The 16755-nt window shown below is 71.8% G+C and carries 14 protein-coding genes; 6 read left to right on the forward strand and 8 right to left on the reverse strand.

Annotated elements, in window-relative coordinates; all coding sequences use genetic code 11:
• Positions 1-23: 23 nt before the first annotated feature.
• On the reverse strand, positions 24-893 hold the full coding sequence (locus HD597_RS51805; protein WP_253754970.1) for a LysR family transcriptional regulator: 870 nt from the start codon (positions 891-893) through the stop codon (positions 24-26).
• A 71-nt stretch (positions 894-964) separates the two neighbouring features.
• Here HD597_RS51805 and HD597_RS51810 point away from each other — a divergent pair, with 71 nt between their 5' ends.
• The 3 genes from HD597_RS51810 to HD597_RS51820 all read left to right on the forward strand — a co-directional run bounded on the left by HD597_RS51810 (position 965) and on the right by HD597_RS51820 (position 4197).
• Entirely contained in the window at positions 965-1822 is an 858-nt protein-coding gene (locus tag HD597_RS51810) for a dihydrodipicolinate synthase family protein (RefSeq protein ID WP_253754972.1), read from the forward strand.
• Between the two features lie 47 nt (positions 1823-1869).
• Positions 1870-2349: a MarR family winged helix-turn-helix transcriptional regulator gene (locus HD597_RS51815; RefSeq protein WP_253754974.1), complete on the forward strand. Its 480-nt coding sequence runs from the start codon at positions 1870-1872 to the stop codon at positions 2347-2349.
• A 156-nt stretch (positions 2350-2505) separates the two neighbouring features.
• Complete coding sequence (locus HD597_RS51820) at positions 2506-4197, forward strand: TlrC/CarA/OleB/SrmB family ABC-F type ribosomal protection protein (RefSeq protein ID WP_253754976.1); 1692 nt, start codon at positions 2506-2508, stop codon at positions 4195-4197.
• 61 nt (positions 4198-4258) lie between these two features.
• Here HD597_RS51820 and HD597_RS51825 read toward each other — a convergent pair whose 3' ends face one another.
• The 3 genes from HD597_RS51825 to HD597_RS51835 are packed head-to-tail and all read right to left on the reverse strand — an operon-like array spanning position 4259 to position 11705.
• Positions 4259-9058 carry a DNA repair ATPase gene (locus HD597_RS51825; protein WP_253754978.1) on the reverse strand — a complete coding sequence of 1600 codons (4800 nt, stop codon included), beginning with the start codon at positions 9056-9058 and terminating at the stop codon, positions 4259-4261.
• Positions 9059-9060: 2 nt separating this feature from the next.
• The gene (locus tag HD597_RS51830; RefSeq protein ID WP_253754980.1) at positions 9061-11154 is read right to left on the reverse strand and encodes a flotillin family protein; all 2094 of its coding nucleotides are present in this window, start codon (positions 11152-11154) and stop codon (positions 9061-9063) included.
• Positions 11154-11705, reverse strand: a complete 552-nt coding sequence (locus HD597_RS51835; protein WP_253754982.1) for an OB-fold-containig protein — start codon at positions 11703-11705, stop codon at positions 11154-11156. Before HD597_RS51835 ends, HD597_RS51830 begins: the two co-directional genes overlap by 1 nt.
• Before the next feature lie 145 nt (positions 11706-11850).
• On the opposite strand from HD597_RS51835, the gene HD597_RS51840 reads away from it, so the two are divergent.
• Positions 11851-12762 (forward strand): NADP-dependent oxidoreductase, encoded by a 912-nt coding sequence (locus HD597_RS51840; RefSeq protein ID WP_253759833.1) that lies wholly within the window; start codon positions 11851-11853, stop codon positions 12760-12762.
• Here the strand turns inward: HD597_RS51840 and HD597_RS51845 are convergent.
• The gene (locus HD597_RS51845) at positions 12752-13666 is read right to left on the reverse strand and encodes an aminoglycoside phosphotransferase family protein (RefSeq protein WP_253754984.1); all 915 of its coding nucleotides are present in this window, start codon (positions 13664-13666) and stop codon (positions 12752-12754) included. The two genes, HD597_RS51840 and HD597_RS51845, sit on opposite strands and share 11 nt — an antisense overlap.
• Positions 13667-13777: 111 nt before the next feature.
• Here HD597_RS51845 and HD597_RS51850 point away from each other — a divergent pair, with 111 nt between their 5' ends.
• Positions 13778-14623: a hypothetical protein gene (locus tag HD597_RS51850; RefSeq protein WP_253754986.1), complete on the forward strand. Its 846-nt coding sequence runs from the start codon at positions 13778-13780 to the stop codon at positions 14621-14623.
• 4 nt (positions 14624-14627) lie between these two features.
• Here HD597_RS51850 and HD597_RS51855 read toward each other — a convergent pair whose 3' ends face one another.
• Positions 14628-15506 carry a 1,4-dihydroxy-2-naphthoyl-CoA synthase gene (locus tag HD597_RS51855; protein WP_185111441.1) on the reverse strand — a complete coding sequence of 293 codons (879 nt, stop codon included), beginning with the start codon at positions 15504-15506 and terminating at the stop codon, positions 14628-14630.
• A 9-nt stretch (positions 15507-15515) separates the two neighbouring features.
• The gene (locus HD597_RS51860; protein WP_253754988.1) at positions 15516-16028 is read right to left on the reverse strand and encodes a PadR family transcriptional regulator; all 513 of its coding nucleotides are present in this window, start codon (positions 16026-16028) and stop codon (positions 15516-15518) included.
• A gap of 139 nt (positions 16029-16167) precedes the next feature.
• Between HD597_RS51860 and HD597_RS51865 the strand changes: the two genes are divergently transcribed.
• Positions 16168-16383 (forward strand): hypothetical protein, encoded by a 216-nt coding sequence (locus tag HD597_RS51865; RefSeq protein ID WP_253754990.1) that lies wholly within the window; start codon positions 16168-16170, stop codon positions 16381-16383.
• A 16-nt stretch (positions 16384-16399) separates the two neighbouring features.
• Here HD597_RS51865 and HD597_RS51870 read toward each other — a convergent pair whose 3' ends face one another.
• Positions 16400-16732, reverse strand: a complete 333-nt coding sequence (locus HD597_RS51870; protein WP_043615149.1) for an ArsR/SmtB family transcription factor — start codon at positions 16730-16732, stop codon at positions 16400-16402.
• Positions 16733-16755: the final 23 nt, after the last annotated feature.

The following is a 16755-nucleotide window of genomic DNA, read 5'->3' on the forward strand; positions in this document are numbered from 1 at the left end:
GCTTGTCGGGTGGAAGGTGCTGGTCAGAGCGGGAGACGGGTGACGGCTGCGCGGAAGGCCGTCACGGCCGCGGCGATCGCCGGGTGGCCGCCGTTGCCCCGCCTGTACGCCGCCAGCGTGCGCCGGCTCAGCGGCAGGCGGGTGAGCGGTACGCCACGCGGCGGGCCGGCCGCCGCCAGGTGGGGGACGAGCGCGACCCCTTGACCGGCCGCGGCGAAGGCCAGCACGGTGTCGAAGTCGTCGATGTGGTGCCGTACGACCGGCTCGAACCCGGCCGCCTGGCAGGCCCTGACGGCCATCGTGTGGCAGAGCGTGCCGGGCTTGTTGGTGATCCACGCGTCACCGCGGGCGGCGGCGATCGAGGGCCGGTCCGTGAGGTACATCGGCTCGCTGAACAGCGGCGCGGTCTCGATCGAGGCGTCGGTGACCGGCGGGACGAAGTCGTACTCGTGCACGAGCGCCACGTCCAGCTCCCCCGCGCGCAGCGCCGCGGAGACGTGCGCCGGGTCGATCTCGGCCACCATCGGCTCCAGTCCCGGGTGGGCACCGGTGAGGTCGGCGAGGGCGGGCGGCAGCAGCACGCGGGCCGCCGTGGGGAACGCGCCGATCCGCAGCGCCCCCGACGGCCCGCCCCGCGCGGCGGCGAGCGCGGCCGAGGCGCGTTCGAGCTGCTCCAGTACGGCCTGCGCGTGCTCGACGAGCAGCAGCCCCGCGGGCGTCAGCGTGACCGTGCGCCCCGTGCGTTCGAGCAGGGGCACGCCCGCCTCCCGTTCCAGCGCGCTGAGCTGCTGGGAGACGGCCGACGGCGTGAACGTGACCGCCTCGGCGACCGCGGCGATCGTGCCGCGCCTGGCGAGCTCGCGCAGGAGGTGGAGCTTGCGAGGATCGAGCATAAGCTCAGCTTAAGCTCAAGCGTAGGAACTCGCGCTGGTGCTAACGGGTGGGCGTCGGCCAGGCTCGAAGCATGTTGAGAGGAATCCACGTACCGCTGGTCACGCCGTTCGATGCGTCGGGCGAGGTGGCCGTGGACGCGATCGAGAAGCTCGGCCGGCAGGTGCTGGACCAGGGCGCCGCCGGCCTGGTGGCGCTCGGCACCACCGGCGAGGTGGCCGCGCTCGACCCCGGCGAGCGGGCGCGGGTGATCGAGGTGTGCGCGCGGATCTGCGCCGAGCGGCAGGCGCTGCTGACCGTGGGGGTGACGGGCGGCGACACCCGCTCCACGGCACGGGCGCTGCGGGAGCTGCCTTCGGGGGTGGGGGCGGCGCTGGTGACGGTCCCGTCCTTCCTGCGGCCCGGCGAGCGCGGGGTCGTCGCGCACTTCGAGGCGCTGGCCGAGGAGACGCCGGTGCCGCTGGTGATCTACCACATCCCGTACCGGACCGGGCAGGCCGTCAGCGCCGGCACGCTGCGCGCGCTCGGCAGGCACCCGATGATCGCGGGGATGAAGTACGCGGCCGGCGGCATCACCCAGGAGACGGTGGAGCTGCTCGCCGATCCGCCCGAGGGCTTCGAGGTGGTGTGCGGGGACGACGTCTTCGTCTCGCCGTTGCTCGCGATGGGGGCCGTGGGCGGCATCCTGGCCTCCGCGCACGTGGAGACCGCCCGCTTCGTGGAGCTGGCCGAGGCCTGGCACGCGGGTGACGTCGTACGCGCGAGGGCGCTCGGGCGCCGGCTGGCCCGGCTGTCCGCGTCGCTGTTCGCCGAGCCCAACCCGACGGTGCTCAAGGGCGTGCTGCATGCCCGCGGCCTGATCCCCACGCCTGACGTGCGGCTGCCGCTCGTGCCCGCGAGCGCGGAGGCGGTCTCGCAGGCCCTCGCGTAGGCGCCGTCCAGCGTGATATTTCGTTCGGTGGAACGAAATATCGCGCATTGGGGGAGTTCGTGGCGACGGAGGAGCGGCGGAAGAGCCTGCTGGAGGCGCTCGGCGCGGCGGCGCGGGAGCAGGGCGACCTCACGGTGAGGCACCGCGACGTGATGGGGGCGCGGCTGGGGCTGGGCCCGACCGAGGAGAAGACGCTCGACCTCCTGCGCCGCTCCGGCCCGCTGACCGCGGGGGAGATCGCGCAGCGCGCGGGGCTGGCTCCGGCCACGGTCAGCGGGCTGATCGACCGGCTGGAAGGCAAGTGGCTGGTGCGGCGCGTCCGTGACCTGACGGACCGGCGGCGGGTCATCGTCGAGATCAACCACGAGCGGCTGGCCGGGTTCGCGGAGCTGTTCGAGCCGTACGCGGCGGCGCTGGAGCGCGTGTACGCGCACTACACCGACGACGAGCTGGCGGTGATCCTCGACTGGGTCCACCGGTCCACGGCCGCGCAGGCCGAGGCCGTCCGGGCGCTCGCCGGAGAATAAGGGTGGACACGAAGGCGCATCAGAGCTATCGTCTCCGACCGATATGGGTTCCCTGTGATTCTCGCGCCAGAGGCGCACACGCGTTGAGCTGACTGCTCCGCCTGTGCCGCCTCGTTCCGGTCATTTTCCGAGCCGAGAAGAGGGGGTGGGCCCTTTATGCGTACTGCTGCTGCCCAACTGGCATTCGCCGAGATCACCAAGCGTTACGACACCCGTGTCGTGCTGGACCGCGTGTCCTTCACGGTCAGGCCCGGCGAACGGATCGGGGTGATCGGGGACAACGGGGCGGGCAAGTCCACGCTGCTCAAGCTCATGGCGGGCACCGAGCGGGCCGACAACGGCGAGGTCACGGTCGTCGCGCCCGGCGGCGTGGGATACCTGCCGCAGTCCCTGGAGCTGCCGCCGCACGCGACGGTGGCGGACGTCATCGACCTGGCGCTGGCCGAGCTGCGCGAGCTGGAGGCCCGGATCCGGGCCGCCGAGCAGGCGCTGGCGGAGCCGGCCCCTGAGCCGGGCGCGAGCCGGAAAGGGCGGGCCGACGCCGGGGCTGAGCCGGGCGCGGGCCGCGAAGGGCGGGCCGACGCCGGGCCCGCGGAGGCCTACGCCCGGCTGGTGGCGGAGTTCGAGGCGCGCGGTGGCTACGAGGCCGACGTGCGGGTGGACGCCGCGCTGCACGGGCTGGGGCTGCCGGGGCTGGACCGGGCGCGCCCGGTCGGCACGCTGTCCGGCGGAGAGCGTTCGCGTCTCGCCCTGGCCGCCACCCTGGCGGCCGATCCCGAGCTGCTGCTGCTCGACGAGCCGACCAACGACCTGGACGACCGGGCCGTGGCCTGGCTCGAACAGCGGCTGCGCGCTCACAGGGGCACCGTGGTGGCGATCACCCACGACCGGGTGTTCCTGGAGCGGGTGACCGCCACGATCCTGGAGGTCGCCGAGGGGCAGGTGCGCCGCTACGGGGACGGCTACCCGGGCTACCTCGTGGCCAAGGCCGCCGAGCGGGCGGCGCGGCTGCGGGCGTACGAGGAGTGGAAGCAGGAGTTGGCCCGGCACTCCGGGCTGGTCACCGCGAACGCCGGCCGCATGGCCGCCATCCCGCGCAAGGTGGCCAAGGCGGGCATGGGCACCGGCGCCTGGCGGGCCCGGTCGCGCACGCACGGCGCGGCCGGACGCGTCCGGCAGTCGCAGCAGCGGATGCGGTGGCTCAGGGACAACCCGGCGTCCCGGCCGCCCGACCCGCTCCGCTTCACCCCTGCCCTGGCGACGAACGCGGTGGACGGCGAGGTGGCCGTGCTCGACGGGGTGCGGGTGGGGGAGCGGCTACGGCTGGACGCCCTCACCGTGCGCTCCGGCGAGCGGCTGCTCGTCACGGGCCCGAACGGCGCGGGCAAGACCACGCTCATGCGCGTGCTGGCAGGAGAGCTCCAGCCGGACACGGGCACCGTCAGGCGATCGGGCCGCGTCGGCCACCTGAGGCAGGACGAGCCCGCCGGCCCGCCGGACCGGACCGTGCTGGGGGCCTACGCCGCCGGCCGGCCGGGGCCGCTCGACGAGCACGCGGACGCGCTGCTGGCCCTGGGCCTGTTCCGGCCCTCGGACCTGCGGCTGCGCCTGGGCGAGCTGTCGTACGGGCAGCGCCGCAGGATCGAGCTGGCCCGCCTGGTCAGCGAGCCCGTGGACCTGCTGCTGCTCGACGAGCCGACGAACCACCTGTCGCCGCAGCTCGTCGAGGAACTGGAGGAGGCGCTGACCTCGTACGAGGGCGCGCTGGTGATCGTCACTCACGACCGCCGCATGCGCGCCGCCTTCACCGGCTCCCACCTGGAGCTGCACGCGGGCACAGCCGTGTGACCCTTGCCGTGACCGCTGCTGTGGCCCCTGCTGTGACCGCTGCTGTGGCCCCGCGAACGGGTCAGCGCTCCGACTCCCTGATGGCCGTGCCGACCTCGCTCACCCGGTCGGCCAGCAGGCCGATCGCGCCCACCGCCCGCACCACGGGGTCGTCCTCGGCCCCGCCCAGGGCCCTGGCCTTGAGGTAGGCCGCCTTGACCGCCGCCCAGCGCTCCGCCTGGGCGGGGGTCAGGCGGCTGCGCAGCTCGGCGAGCTTGAGCAGGTTCGCCTCAGCGTCGGAGGTCAGCGTCTGCGCCTCGCCCAGGTAGTGGTCGTCGATCATCGCTTCGAGCTCGTCGTCGTTCATGGCGGGCACGATGCGCTCGGCCAGCTTGTTCATGTTCCGGTAGGAGCCCTGCAGCCGGTACGGGGGCTCCGTACGGGCCGCGTCGGACTGGGCGGCGGAGGCGATGTAGGCCTGGTTGTTGGCCAGCACCACCTCCTGCACCCGCACCAGCTTGCCCAGGACGCTGAGCATCTGCTCCAGCTCGGGCTTGGTGTAGGGGTGCTTGAGCTGGTCGGGTCGGACGGCCGGGTCGCCCTTGGCCAGGCGGACGAGCAGCTCCACGTCCGCCCGGTCCCGGCCGGACAGCGGCGCGAGGACCGGGTTGGAGGTGAGGGCGTTGTCCACGTAGCTCAGCGCGAACAGCTCCTCCTTGCCCGACAGGACGTCGCCCAGATTCCACACGTCGGCGCGGTTGGCGAGCATGTCGGGGATGCGGAAGCGCTGCCCCGACTCCGTGTACGGGTTGCCGGCCATGCACACCGCGAACCGCTTGCCGCGCAGGTCGTACGTCCTGGTGCGGCCGTCCCACACGCCCTCGATGCGGCGCTGGGCGTCGCACAGCGAGATGAACTTCTGCAGCAGCTCCGGTGAGGTGTGCTGGATGTCGTCCAGGTAGAGCAGGGTGTTGTTGCCCGTCTCCAGCGCGAACGAGATCTTCTCCACCTCCTGCCTGGCCGTCGCGTCGGGCGCGTCGGCCGGGTCCAGCGAGGTGACCCCGTGGCCCAGCGCGGGGCCGTTGACCTTGACGAAGACCAGGCCGAGGCGGCTGGCGACGTACTCCATCAGCGTCGTCTTGCCGTAGCCGGGCGGCGAGATGAGCAGGAGCAGGCCCATCTGGTCGGTGCGCTTGCCCGCGCCCGCCGCGCCGAGCTGCTTGGCCAGGTTGCCGCCGATCAGCGGCAGGTACACCTCGTCGAGCAGGCGGTTGCGCACGAAGGCGCTCATGACCTTCGGCCGGTACTCGTCCAGGCGCAGGCGGCGGCGCTCGGCCTCGACCAGCTCGGTCCTGCGGCGCTGGTAGGCGCGGTAGGCCGGGACCCGCTCCTGGGCGAAGTTCCGGGTCCGGGGCAGGAGCTCGTCGAGGCGGATCTCCAGCCTGCGCTCCTTGATCCTGGGGTGGGCGCCGAGGAGGCCGGTCACGGTCTCCTCGGTGGTGGCGCTGGAGTCGTGGCGGGGCAGGTGGTCGCAGAGCTGTACGGCCAGGGCCTCCGCCACCTCCGGGCCCGGGTGGTAGGCGGTGAGCCAGGCTTGGGCGAGCTGGACCCGCTCGGGGAGGGGCAGCGCCTTGAGGTCCTCCTCGAACTCACGCAGCTTGGCCGGCCCGAGAGCGTGCCGGAACCCGTCGAGGAGGTCGAGGGCGGGCTTGGCGGTGACGAAGCCGGTGGGCGTGCCGCCCAGCTCCTCGACGAGGTATTCGCCGGCGAGGTCCACCGCGGGCAGGCCCAGCCCCGGCAGGAACGCGGCGATCGACCGGTCCAGCTCGTCGGCGAGGGAGCCCAGAGCGGGCGTGATACCGAAGATCGTGCGGGCTCGGACCAGCGACGCGGCGCGGGCGGCCAATGTTTTACGTGAAACCTCGTCCGTCCCGAACGCCCAGAAGAGCTGCGCCGCCGCCCTGGTCGCGGCGGGATAGCGCAGCAGCCCGGCGCCCTCCCGCAGCCGCACCAGCGTGTCGAGGATGAGCGTGGCGTCGTGGTCGTGGACCCCGCGCTCGTAGCCCTCGTCGTAACGCTCCTCGGCGGCCCTGCGGACCAGCTCCTCCAGCGGCGTCCCCGCCGTCACTGAATCGAGCAGCGAGACGGCCAGGTGCTCGGCCCGGTAGACGTCCGCGGTCTCGGAGACCAGCACCTGGTCCCAGAAGGGCCGGGTGTCGTCGAAGGAGTCGGGCACCGGCGCCCGGTAGTCGGTGCCGGTGATCGCGAACTGCATGCCCCCGTCATGAGGCACCAGCGTCAGGTCGATCGGCTGGGTGTTGACGGCGAAGCGGTGGTGCCCCAGGCGTAGGGTCTCGCCGCCGTCCGAGAAGAGGTCGAGACGGTCCCGCAGCGACCGCCCCGCCTCCTGCTGGGCCGACTTCACCCTGCCGTCGAGCTCCTCGGCCCGTACGGCGTCGCCCAGCCCCCGCAGATCGGCGGCGGCCGAGCGCACCTTGGCCACCATCGGGTCGGTCGCGAAGTAGGTGTTGACCTCGTCCGGCGACGACAGCGTCCCCAGCCGCCGGGTGATGCTGCCGAGGATGCGCTCGGCGGAGGCGAAGACGCGGTCGGCGCGCCGGGCGAGGTCGTCGAGCTGGGTCTGCTTGCGGGCCGAGAACGCCTCGTAGACGTCGTCCCGCTTGGCGGCGAGCTGAGCGGCGAAGTCGTCGAACTCGCCGAAGCGGGACTCCAGGTTCTCGACCTGCAGCATCAGCCGCCCGAGCTGCTCGTCGCACTTCTCCGGCGAGTCGGCCATGGCCAGCGCGCCCGTGACGGCCTGCCCCAGCAGCGCGAACTCGGCGGCGAACGCGGCCCGTCCCTCGGCGCCGAGCAACTCGCGCCGCCGCCCGTCGAGCACGGCCCTGGCCCGGTTCACGCCGCCGAGCACCTCGGCGATGCGGCCCAGGATCGAGGTGCGCACGGTGGCGTCGGCGATGTCCAGCGACCCGACGACCTCCGTGACCACCTCCAGCCCCTCGGCCTGCTGGGCCAGCCGGTCGGCGACGGGCTCGGCCTCGGCCACGGTGCCGATCGCGGCGGCCTCGGCGGCCAGCGCCTCGACGGCCGCGTGGTAGGCGGTGAACGCGTCCTGGCCCGACAGGAACGCCACGGCCCGCTTGCCGGCCGACTCCAGCTCGTCCCGCACGGACGCGGACAGCGAGTCCAGGGAGGGGAGGTCGATGTAGCGGACCTCGCGCAGCGTCACCAGGTGTCCCTGGGCGCGGCGCAGCGTGGCCAGCAGGGTGACCCAGGCGTCGGCGGTGGCCGGGTCGTCGGCCCTGGCCCGGCGGATGAGCTGGGTGGTCTCCTCCGTGGCCGTGGCCAGGGACTGCGCGGCCTGTCGGGTGAGCTGCTCGACGTTCTCGTACTCGTCGAGGACCTGCTCGGCGGTGGCCCGCACGTCGGCGAGCGGCCCGCGCAGGCCGTGCTCGCCGAGCCAGTGGTAGGAGTCGAACGCCCGGGTGCAGGCGGCGATCAGGCCCTCGAACGTGCCGGCCGACGGCGCCATCTCCTCGACCATGCGCGCCACGGACAGGCAGTCGGAGATGCCCCGGACGAGCTCGGCGTTGCCGATGCGCTCCAGCGGACCGGTGCCGGTGGGCTGGGCGGCGGCGTAGGTGTCCGACACGTACGGTGTCTGCCACACCTGCATCGGGTGCACCCGGGTCGGCTCCTCGGAGGTGGCGCGGAAGACCACCATCGTGCCGTCGTCGAACAGCGAGTACCCGTGGCAGACGATGGGGGTGGCCACCTCCTTCCTGATCACGTTGTACGGCAGCAGCAGCGACCGCCCGTCGCCCCTGGCGTGGAAGACGTACAGGACGTCCTCGCCGTTGGGGGAGCGCACGACCCGCTCGAACTCCAGGTCCGTCACGTCCGTGTCGAACGTCTTGCTGACGCCCGTGGCCAGGTAGTAGCCGCCGGGGAAGATCAGCCCCTGGTCCTCGGGCAGCCGCTGGCAGGCCTGCCCGATGCCGTCGAGCCGCACGACCGCCTTGGTGCGGATGTTGAAGACCAGGTGCCGCCGGTCGCTCTCCTTGTACGGCCGGATCCGCATGAGGATCAGCGGCCCCACGCGGGCGTACTCGACGTCGGCGTCCGCCAGGCTCTGCAGCGGCTCGGCGACCGGCTCGGAGTAGATGCCGGCGCCGCTCTCCGTGTTGTCCTCGACCTTGATGGTCAGGTCGCCGCCGACGGTCTCGACGAACACCTCGCCGCCGATGGAGATGTGCGGGTGGCGGCCGAGCACGTGGTCGTCGCGGGTGGTGGTCGTCCACTCGAAGTCGTGGGACGGGGGGAACGTGTGGTCCCGCTCCCCGCGGTTGTCCTGGTATCTCGGGACCCCGCCGGTGCTGACCGTCCAGCGCAGCACCCGCGTGTCCGCCGGCCCGGTCTGGAACACGGCCAGCAGCTTGCCCTCGACCCGCCGTAACTGCTGGAGCCTGGTCTCCTTGTAGTAGCGGTAGAGCTCGGCGAAGTCCTTCCTGAACGCCGCGTCGTCCAGCGCCTCCAGCTTGTCGGCGTCGAACCGGAAGGCGTCGCCGTCCCTGGAGAAGCGGTGCACGGCGAACACGTCCGCCACCGTCGTCTCCGGCTTGAGCCCGATGAAGACGTTGTAGCCGAAGAGCATCACGTCGCCCAGGGAGACGATGTCCCTGGGGACGCAGTTGTTCTCGGTCCTGATCCGCTCGGTGCCCAGCAGGCGCAGCTCCGCGCCGCCGAAGACGCGCAGCCGCTCCTGGTTGACCGCCTCGGCCGCCGCAGCCAGTGCTTTGGCCTGGGCCTGGAGGCGGTTACGCAGGACCTCGTACGTCCCCGCCTCCAGCTCCGTGATCGTCATGTTCACTTGGCTCCGGCCAGCGCCGCCACCGGCGAGTCGGCCACGCCGAGCCTGCGGGCCGTCTCCAGCAGCTCGCCGAGCGCGGTCGTCTGCGGGCCGCCGTCCTGGATGAGCCGCATGAGCAGGGCGGACACGGTCAGGTTCTTCAGGTCCTCGGTGGTGACGCCGCCGACCACGCTCGCGAGGTCGGCCGCCAGGCTGGCGGTGCCGTTGACGTACGGCGAGACGATCGCCCCGGCGACCTCCGAGTGGTCCACGAAGCCGTCCACCACCTTGCCCGCGGTGATCGAGCCGACCACCTTGTCGAAGAACATCGTGTCGCCGCCGACGATGTCGATGTTGGCCTTGGCCAGCCCGGCCGCCAGCACGCTGGCCTGCGACTCGGCGACCTGCCGGCTGACGTCGATGTGCTTGAGCCTGATCTCCTTGTCGGCCTCCAGGCGCAGGCGGTACTCCTCGTGCGCCCGGCTGGCCTCGTCCAGCGCGGCCATCGCGGCGGCCTTCTGGGTCAGACCCTCGGCCTCGGCCTTGAGCTTCTCGCCCACGGCGGCGGCGCCGGCCAGGGCCATCGCCTGCTCGCCCTCGGCCTGCGCCTTGAGCCGGTCGCCCTCGACCAGCGCCATGGCCCGGGCCCCGTCGGCCTCGGCGGCCAGCTTCTCCTTCAGCACCAGCGCCTCGGCGCGGCCCACCTTCTCGATGGCCTCGGCGTCGCGCTCCCTGACCTGCACCTGCGCCAGGCCGGAGGCGGCGGACTCGGCCTGGACGCCCTCGGCCAGCCGCATCTTGGCCCTGGCCTCCAGCTCGGCGGCCTGCTGGCGCGCCTCGGCGAGCACGAGCTCCTCGCGGGCCTTGAACTTCGAGGCGGCCTCCGCGGCCTCGGCGGCCTTGATGTCCTTGACCAGGTTCTCCTGCGCCTCGGCCTCGGCGGCGATGATCACCTGCTGGCGGGTGCGCTCGGCCTCCTCGACCACGCGCAGCCGCTTGATCGACTCCTCCTGCTCGGCCACGGTCTTGTCGACCGCGATGCGCTCGCGGATGACCTCGGCGATCGAGCGCTTCTCGGTCTCGACCTCCTTGTCCTTGGCGATGCGCGACAGCTCGGTCTCCCGCTCGCGGGCGATGACCTCCAGCAGCCGGTCCTTCTCGATGCGCTCGGACTCGATGGCGATCACGCGCTCGCGGTTCTTCTCGGCGACGGCGATCTCGCGGGCCCGGTTCTCGTTCTGCACGCCGAGCTGCTCGTCGGTCCTCATGTGCGCGGCCTGGGCGCGCAGCCGCTCCTCGGCCTGCACGCGGGCGATCTCGGCCTCCTCGCGCGCCTTGACGGTCTCGATCTCGCGGCGCTGCTTGAGCTCGGCGTCGGCCTGGCGGCGCTCCAGCTCCAGGATGGCCTCGCGGGCGTCCACGTTCTGGCGGGTGATCTCCTTCTCCTCGTTGCGCTGGTACTCGTTCGTGCGCACGTGCTCGATGGCCGTCAGCTCGGTGATCTTGCGGATGCCCTGGGCGTCGAGGATGTTGCTCTTGTCGAGCTGGGCCAGCGCGGTCTGCTCCAGGTAGTCGATGGCGGCGTCCTCGAGGCTGTAGCCGTTGAGGTCGGTGCCGATCAGCCGGACGATCTCGTCACGGAACTCGTCGCGCTTGGTGTAGAGGTCGACGAAGTCGAGGTGCTTGCCGGCGGTCTTGAGCGCCTCGGAGAACTTCGCGTTGAACAGCTCCTGCAGCGTGGTCTCGTCGCTGGCGCGGGCGGTGCCGATGGCCTGGGCGACCTTGATGACGTCCTCGGCGGTCTTGTTCACGCGGACGAAGAACGTGATCTTGATGTCGGCCCTGATGTTGTCCCGGCAGATGAGCCCCTCGCGGCCGGTCCGCTCGATCTCGATGGTCTTGACCGAGATGTCCATGATCTCGGCCTTGTGGACGACGGGCAGCACCACGGCGCCCGTGAACGTCACGTCCACTTTGTTGACCTTCGACACGATCAGTGCCTTGCCCTGCTCGACCTTGCGGAAAAGGCGGCCGATGACGAACAGAAGACCGATCACGATGACGAGGATGACGGCCAGGAATATCCCGAAGCCGGTGGAGATGACGTCCATCAGTGCTCGCTTTCGTACGGCATGACCCAGAAGAATTCGCCGTCTTTGTCGTATTCGAAGATGAGTGCGTCGTCGCCGCGTACGAGGCGGTCCTGGCCGGTCGTGCGGACCTGCACGACCGCGGACGAGCCGTCGGCGGCGGTGACCTCGGCCTGGCCGAAGTCCGGAGTGGCCGTGCCGGTGCGTATCACGCACATCTGGCCGACGAAGTCGCCGCGCGAGCGCGTGTCCCCCTCGGGGAACAGCCTGCGTAGCGGCGCCAGCAGGCCGCGCACGGCCAGCCAGGCCAGGGCCACCGCGGCGATGGGCACGGCGATGAGCGCGCCGGCCGGCGCGAGCACGCTGCCGATCAGGCAGAGCAGCCAGGCCAGCGCGATGAGCAGCGACAGCGTGATCCCCGCTGGGACTCCCCCGAGACCCAGCCACGTGGCGTCGTCATCCGCCTCGAAGAGGCCGGTGATGACGGTCAGCCAATAGACGGCGACCACCACGAGAAGGAAAGTGAAAATGACAGTCGGAAAGCTCAGTGCGATGTTGAAGAAGTCGGTCATCCCGCCTCGGTGCTACAAGTCCCCCTGTGATGTCCTGTCGGACTATATACAGATAAAGCACGGCTAAAGAAGAAAGTTCCCGAAACGGTTGGTGTCTTGACCTCAAGTGTGCTTGAGGTAGCAGGCTGGCCGCATGACCGAACTGATGAGAGCGGCGGCGTTCGCCGAACCCGGTGGCCCCGACGTGCTGAAAGTGATGGAACTGCCCGCGCCCCAGGCGGGCCCCGGTCAGGTGCGGGTACGCGTGCGGGCGGCCGGGGTGCAGCCGTTCGACGCGGCCGTGCGGGCGGGGTGGCTGCCGCCGTACCTGGGGGAGATGGGCTACCCGCGCATCCCGGGCAACGAGTTCGCGGGCGTGGTGGACCAGGTGGGCGAGGACGTGACCGGGGTGGCCGTGGGCGCGGAGGTGCTCGGGTTCACGGCGTTGTCCAGCTACGCCGAGTACGTCGTGGTGCCCGCCGCCAATGTGACGGCCAAGCCGGCGAAGGTGCCGTGGGAGGTGGCCGGCGGGCTGACCGCGGGCGTGCAGACGGCCGAGCTGGCCATCGACGGGGTTGGCCTGGCCGAGGGGGAGACGCTGCTCGTGCACGGCGCGGCCGGCTCGGTGGGCACGGCGGCCGTGCAGATCGCCAGGAGGCGCGGGGCCACCGTCATCGGCACCGCCCGCGAGGCGAACCATGACTACCTGCGCGCGTTGGGCGCCGTCCCCGTCGTGTACGGCGAGGGCCTGGCCGACCGGGTGCGCGCGCTCGCGCCGGGCGGTGTGGACGCGGCGCTGGACGGGGCCGGCGGGCACGCGCTGGAGGTCTCGATGGAGCTGGTGCGCGACCGCGCCCGCATCGTCACGCTGGTCGAGCACGGCAGGGCCGCCGAGCTCGGCGTCCGGCTGGTGCAGGGCGACCGCTCGGCCGAGCGGCTCGGGCGCTACGCGGCCCTGTACGCCAAGGGCGCCTTCGCGTTTCCGGTGCGCAGGACGTACCGGCTGGAGGAGGCCGCGCAGGCGCACCGGGAGATCGAGACCGGCCACGGCCAGGGCAAGATCGTCATCACCATCTAGCGCGTACGGCCTCCGCGACCCGGATCAGGATCTCGGCGAGCACGCGGTCGCCGTCGGCCACGTCCCACAGGCAGTTCTCCAGGATCCGGCCGAGCGTCCAGCCGGCCGCGCGGCGGTGGTCGAGGCCCAGGGCGTCCACCATGAAGTCGAAGCGGCGCAGCACCGCGCGCGGCACGTCGCCGCTCGTGACGACCTCGTCCCACCGGTTCCACAGGGCGGGCAGCAGCTCGAACCCCGGGTCGCCCGCCAGCGGCTTGGGGTCGATGGCCAGCCACGGCTCGCGCTCGCCCGCCAGCACGTTGTCGTAGTGCAGGTCCCAGTGCAGCAGCCGGTCGCCGGGCTCGGAGACGAGCTCGGCGACCGCTCCCGCGCACCAGCGCAGCCAGTAGCGGTCGCGCTCGCCGTACACCTTGGCGACGGCGTCGTCCACGCGGTCCAGCATGCCCTGCGCCAGGTCGCCGAGGTGGCGCATGCCCGCGGGGGCCGGGTGCGACGACAGGCGGCGCAGCAGGCCGGTCAGCACCTCCAGCGACTCCATGACGTCCAGCCCGTCGGACAGGGACCGGTCGGGGTCCAGCCGTTCGAGCAGCATGGTGCCGGTGCCCGGGTCGGCGTCGAGCAGCAGCACCGCACCGTCGCCCGCCCAGGTGCGCAGGGCCGGTGCCTCGTCCGCGGTCTCGCTGGTCACGGGCTGCAGCTTGAGCGCGGCGGGGGTGCCGTCGGCGCGCACCACGGGCAGCACCAGCGCGACGATCCCGTGGCTCGGCTCGCCGTCCAGCCGCAGGTCCCACTCCTCCAGGAAACGCTCGGCCAGGGCGGGCAGCCCGTCGTTCCACGCCCGCCCGGCGTCCCGCTCGTACCTCAGGTGTGACTCGGTCAGCGCGTCCGGCACCTTGATCCTCATGACCCCCAGTCTGCCAAGGGCCGCAGGTCTAGGGCTTCCCCTAATGCGAACCCTGAGGCGCCGCGGAAGAGGCCGTGCCTACGCTGGCGGCCCGATGCAGGGAGGGCGGCCATGGCGGCGACGATCGTGTTCATCCACGGGCGGGGACAGGAAGGCAAGGACCCGAAGGCGCTGCAGCAGGAGTGGTGCGCCGCGCTGGCCGCGGGCCTCGGCGTGCCCCGGCTGACCGCGCAGTGCGTGCTGCCCTACTACGGCAACATCCTGCACCGGGTCACCACCCAGGCGGCCAAGGAGGCCGCCGCCCTGCCCCTGCCCGCCCACGGCGGCGGCGAGGAGATACCGTTCCACCCCTTCCTGCCCGAGGACGTCGGGGAGCTGGAGCGGCTGCTGCTCGCCGACCTCGCCGCGACCACCGGCGTGCCGACGGAGATGCTCGGCATCTCCGACCTGCTGTCCTGGACGCTGGCCAGGCGCCTGCTCACCTGGGTCTCCAGGAACACCAGCGTGGACAAGGAGATCATCAAGGCCTTCCTGCAGGACGTCGCCGTCTACCTCAGCCACGGTCGCAAGCCGGTGCTGGACGAGGTGCGCCGCCTGCTGCCCCCCTCGGGCGACATCGTGCTCGTCTCCCACAGCCTGGGGACGGTGGTGGCCAGGGACCTGCTCGTGGAGGACGCCGTCCGCCGCCGGGTCGTGCTCTGGGTGACGGCCGGCTCGCCGCTCGGGCTGCCCACGATCCAGCGCAACCTGCTGGCCAGGGGGACCCGGCATCCGGGGGTGCGGTGGCTGACCACGTACGACGTGAACGACATCGTGGCGCTCGGCCATCCGCTGGAGCGCGCGTGGGGGACGCCGCTGAGCCAGATCGAGGTCGAGAACCGCGACACCCCGCACGCCATCGACCGCTACCTGCGCCACCGCACGGTCGCGGGGCCCATCGGCAAGGCCTGCGCCTGACGGCCTAGTAGTGCCAGGGAAACGGCGACCAGTCGGGCTCGCGCTTCTCCAGGAACGAGTCGCGCCCCTCCGCGGCCTCCTCCGTCATGTACGCCAGCCGCGTGGCCTCACCGGCGAACACCTGCTGCCCCACCAGCCCGTCGTCGACGGCGTTGAAGGCGAACTTGAGCATGCGCTGCGCCGTCGGCGACTTGCCGTTGACCTTGCGGGCCCACTCCAGCGCCGTGCTCTCCAGCTCCTCGTGCGGCACCACGGCGTTGACCATGCCCATCCGGTGCGCGTCCGCGGCCGTGTAGGTGTCGCCGAGGAAGAAGATCTCGCGGGCGAACTTCTGCCCGACCTGCCGCGCCAGGTACGCCGACCCGAAACCGCCGTCGAAGCTGGCCACGTCGGCGTCGGTCTGCTTGAACCGGGCGTGCTCGGCGCTGGCGATCGTGAGGTCGGCCACGACGTGCAGGCTGTGCCCGCCGCCCGCGGCCCAGCCCGGGACCACGCAGATGACGACCTTGGGCATGAACCGGATGAGCCGCTGCACCTCCAAGATGTGCAGCCGGCCGGTGGCGGGCGTGCCGTCGGCGTACTGGTAGCCGTCCTTGCCCCTGATGCGCTGGTCGCCGCCCGAGCAGAACGCCCAGCCGCCGTCCTTGGGTGAGGGCCCGTTGCCGGTCAGCAGCACGCAGCCGACGTCGGTGGTCTGCCGGGCGTGGTCGAGCGCGCGGTAGAGCTCGTCCACCGTCTGCGGCCGGAAGGCGTTGCGGACCTCGGGGCGGTTGAAGGCGACGCGTACGGTGCCCTGGTCCACCGCCCGGTGGTAGGTGATGTCGGTGAAGTCGAATCCCTCGACCGGCTGCCACGCCTTGGGATCGAACAGCTCGGAGACCATGGCGAGAGCCTAATGGATGCGCCCTTCAGCCCATCCGGCCCACTCCTTCTGGGCCCTGGCCAGGCGCATGCCGTAGTCGAGGGCGAGCCGGCCGTACACGGAGAGGTTGTCGGCGCCGCTCTCGACGAACTCGCGGATGCTCTCCATGTGCTCCAGGTCCTTGGCCGCCTCGTCGGCCTGCCGGCGCAGGTAGTCGCGGGCCTGCTCGGGCGAGACCTGGGCGAGGAAGAAGACCCGCAGCAGCATGTCGCTGCGTCTCACCTGGGTCGGCTCCACCTCGGTGACCCAGTGCCGCAGCTCCGCCAAGCCCTCCTGGGTGATCGCGTACTCCTTGCGGCCCCGCGGTCCCTCCGACACGACGTCCACGAGCCCGGCGTCGGCCAGCTTGCCGAGCTCGGAGTAGAGCTGGCTCTGCGTGGCGGGCCAGACGTTGGCGAGCGAGACGTCGAACGTCTTCATCAGGTCATATCCGCTCGCGGGCCCCTCGGAGAGCAGTCCCAGCACGGCGTGTCGAAGGCTCATGTTCCTATGTTGACATATCTCTACAGGAGGTTCTACTTTCGACATGTCGATATAGGAATATGGGAGGGCGGCCTCTGCCCGGCTTTCTGTCCTGGATCGTGCACGCGTTCGGTCGCCGGCGACGAGTGGCGCCGGGCGGGTGCGGGAGACCCCGCGGTTCTGCCGTGTCGACGCGGTCGTCGCGACGGCCTGGGTGGCGGCCTTCGCCGTCGCGGCGGTCTCCCTGGCGCTCGTGCTCGCCGCCGCACCCCATGCGACCACGCTGGTCATCGTCATCAAGGCGCTCTCGTCCGCCCTTCCTGCCGGGTCCACCGCCTGGAAGCGGGCGTGGCGGGCGCTGACCCGCGAGAGCTGAATCTTTATCGTGTGATTTATGTCACCTCGGCCCGCAACTCGGCGAGCAGCTCCCCCTGATCGGCCAGCATGTCGGTGAGGATGCGCCGGGCGGCGCCCAGCAGGTCGGCGAGCTCGGGCGTGGCGAGCGTGTAGACCACGGTGCTGCCCTCGCGGATCGCGCTGACGATCCCCGCCCTGCGCAGGACGGCGAGCTGCTGGGAGAGGCTCGAGGCCTCGATGTCGATCTGGGCCAGTAGATCCCTGACGGGCAGCGGCCCTTCCTGGAGTAGCTCCAACACTCGGATGCGAGCGGGGTGGCCGAGCGTTCGGAAGAAGTCGGCCTTGGCCTGGTAGACCTCCACGTGCATATTGTCAGGGTAATCCAGTGCAG

This window comes from Nonomuraea thailandensis (assembly GCF_024172165.1).
Lineage (GTDB): Bacteria > Actinomycetota > Actinomycetes > Streptosporangiales > Streptosporangiaceae > Nonomuraea > Nonomuraea thailandensis.

Bases quoted from the DNA above. Each gene is read 5' to 3' on its own strand.
- HD597_RS51805 (WP_253754970.1), bottom strand. From the start codon at position 893: ATGCTCGATCCTCGCAAGCTCCACCTCCTGCGCGAGCTCGCCAGGCGC.
- HD597_RS51810 (WP_253754972.1), top strand. From the start codon at position 965: ATGTTGAGAGGAATCCACGTACCGCTGGTCACGCCGTTCGATGCGTCG.
- HD597_RS51855 (WP_185111441.1), bottom strand. From the start codon at position 15,506: ATGGTCTCCGAGCTGTTCGATCCCAAGGCGTGGCAGCCGGTCGAGGGA.
- HD597_RS51820 (WP_253754976.1), top strand. From the start codon at position 2,506: ATGCGTACTGCTGCTGCCCAACTGGCATTCGCCGAGATCACCAAGCGT.
- HD597_RS51845 (WP_253754984.1), bottom strand. From the start codon at position 13,666: ATGAGGATCAAGGTGCCGGACGCGCTGACCGAGTCACACCTGAGGTAC.
- HD597_RS51860 (WP_253754988.1), bottom strand. From the start codon at position 16,028: ATGAGCCTTCGACACGCCGTGCTGGGACTGCTCTCCGAGGGGCCCGCG.
- HD597_RS51850 (WP_253754986.1), top strand. From the start codon at position 13,778: ATGGCGGCGACGATCGTGTTCATCCACGGGCGGGGACAGGAAGGCAAG.
- HD597_RS51825 (WP_253754978.1), bottom strand. From the start codon at position 9,058: ATGACGATCACGGAGCTGGAGGCGGGGACGTACGAGGTCCTGCGTAAC.
- HD597_RS51870 (WP_043615149.1), bottom strand. From the start codon at position 16,732: ATGCACGTGGAGGTCTACCAGGCCAAGGCCGACTTCTTCCGAACGCTC.
- HD597_RS51835 (WP_253754982.1), bottom strand. From the start codon at position 11,705: ATGACCGACTTCTTCAACATCGCACTGAGCTTTCCGACTGTCATTTTC.
- HD597_RS51840 (WP_253759833.1), top strand. From the start codon at position 11,851: ATGAGAGCGGCGGCGTTCGCCGAACCCGGTGGCCCCGACGTGCTGAAA.
- HD597_RS51830 (WP_253754980.1), bottom strand. From the start codon at position 11,154: ATGGACGTCATCTCCACCGGCTTCGGGATATTCCTGGCCGTCATCCTC.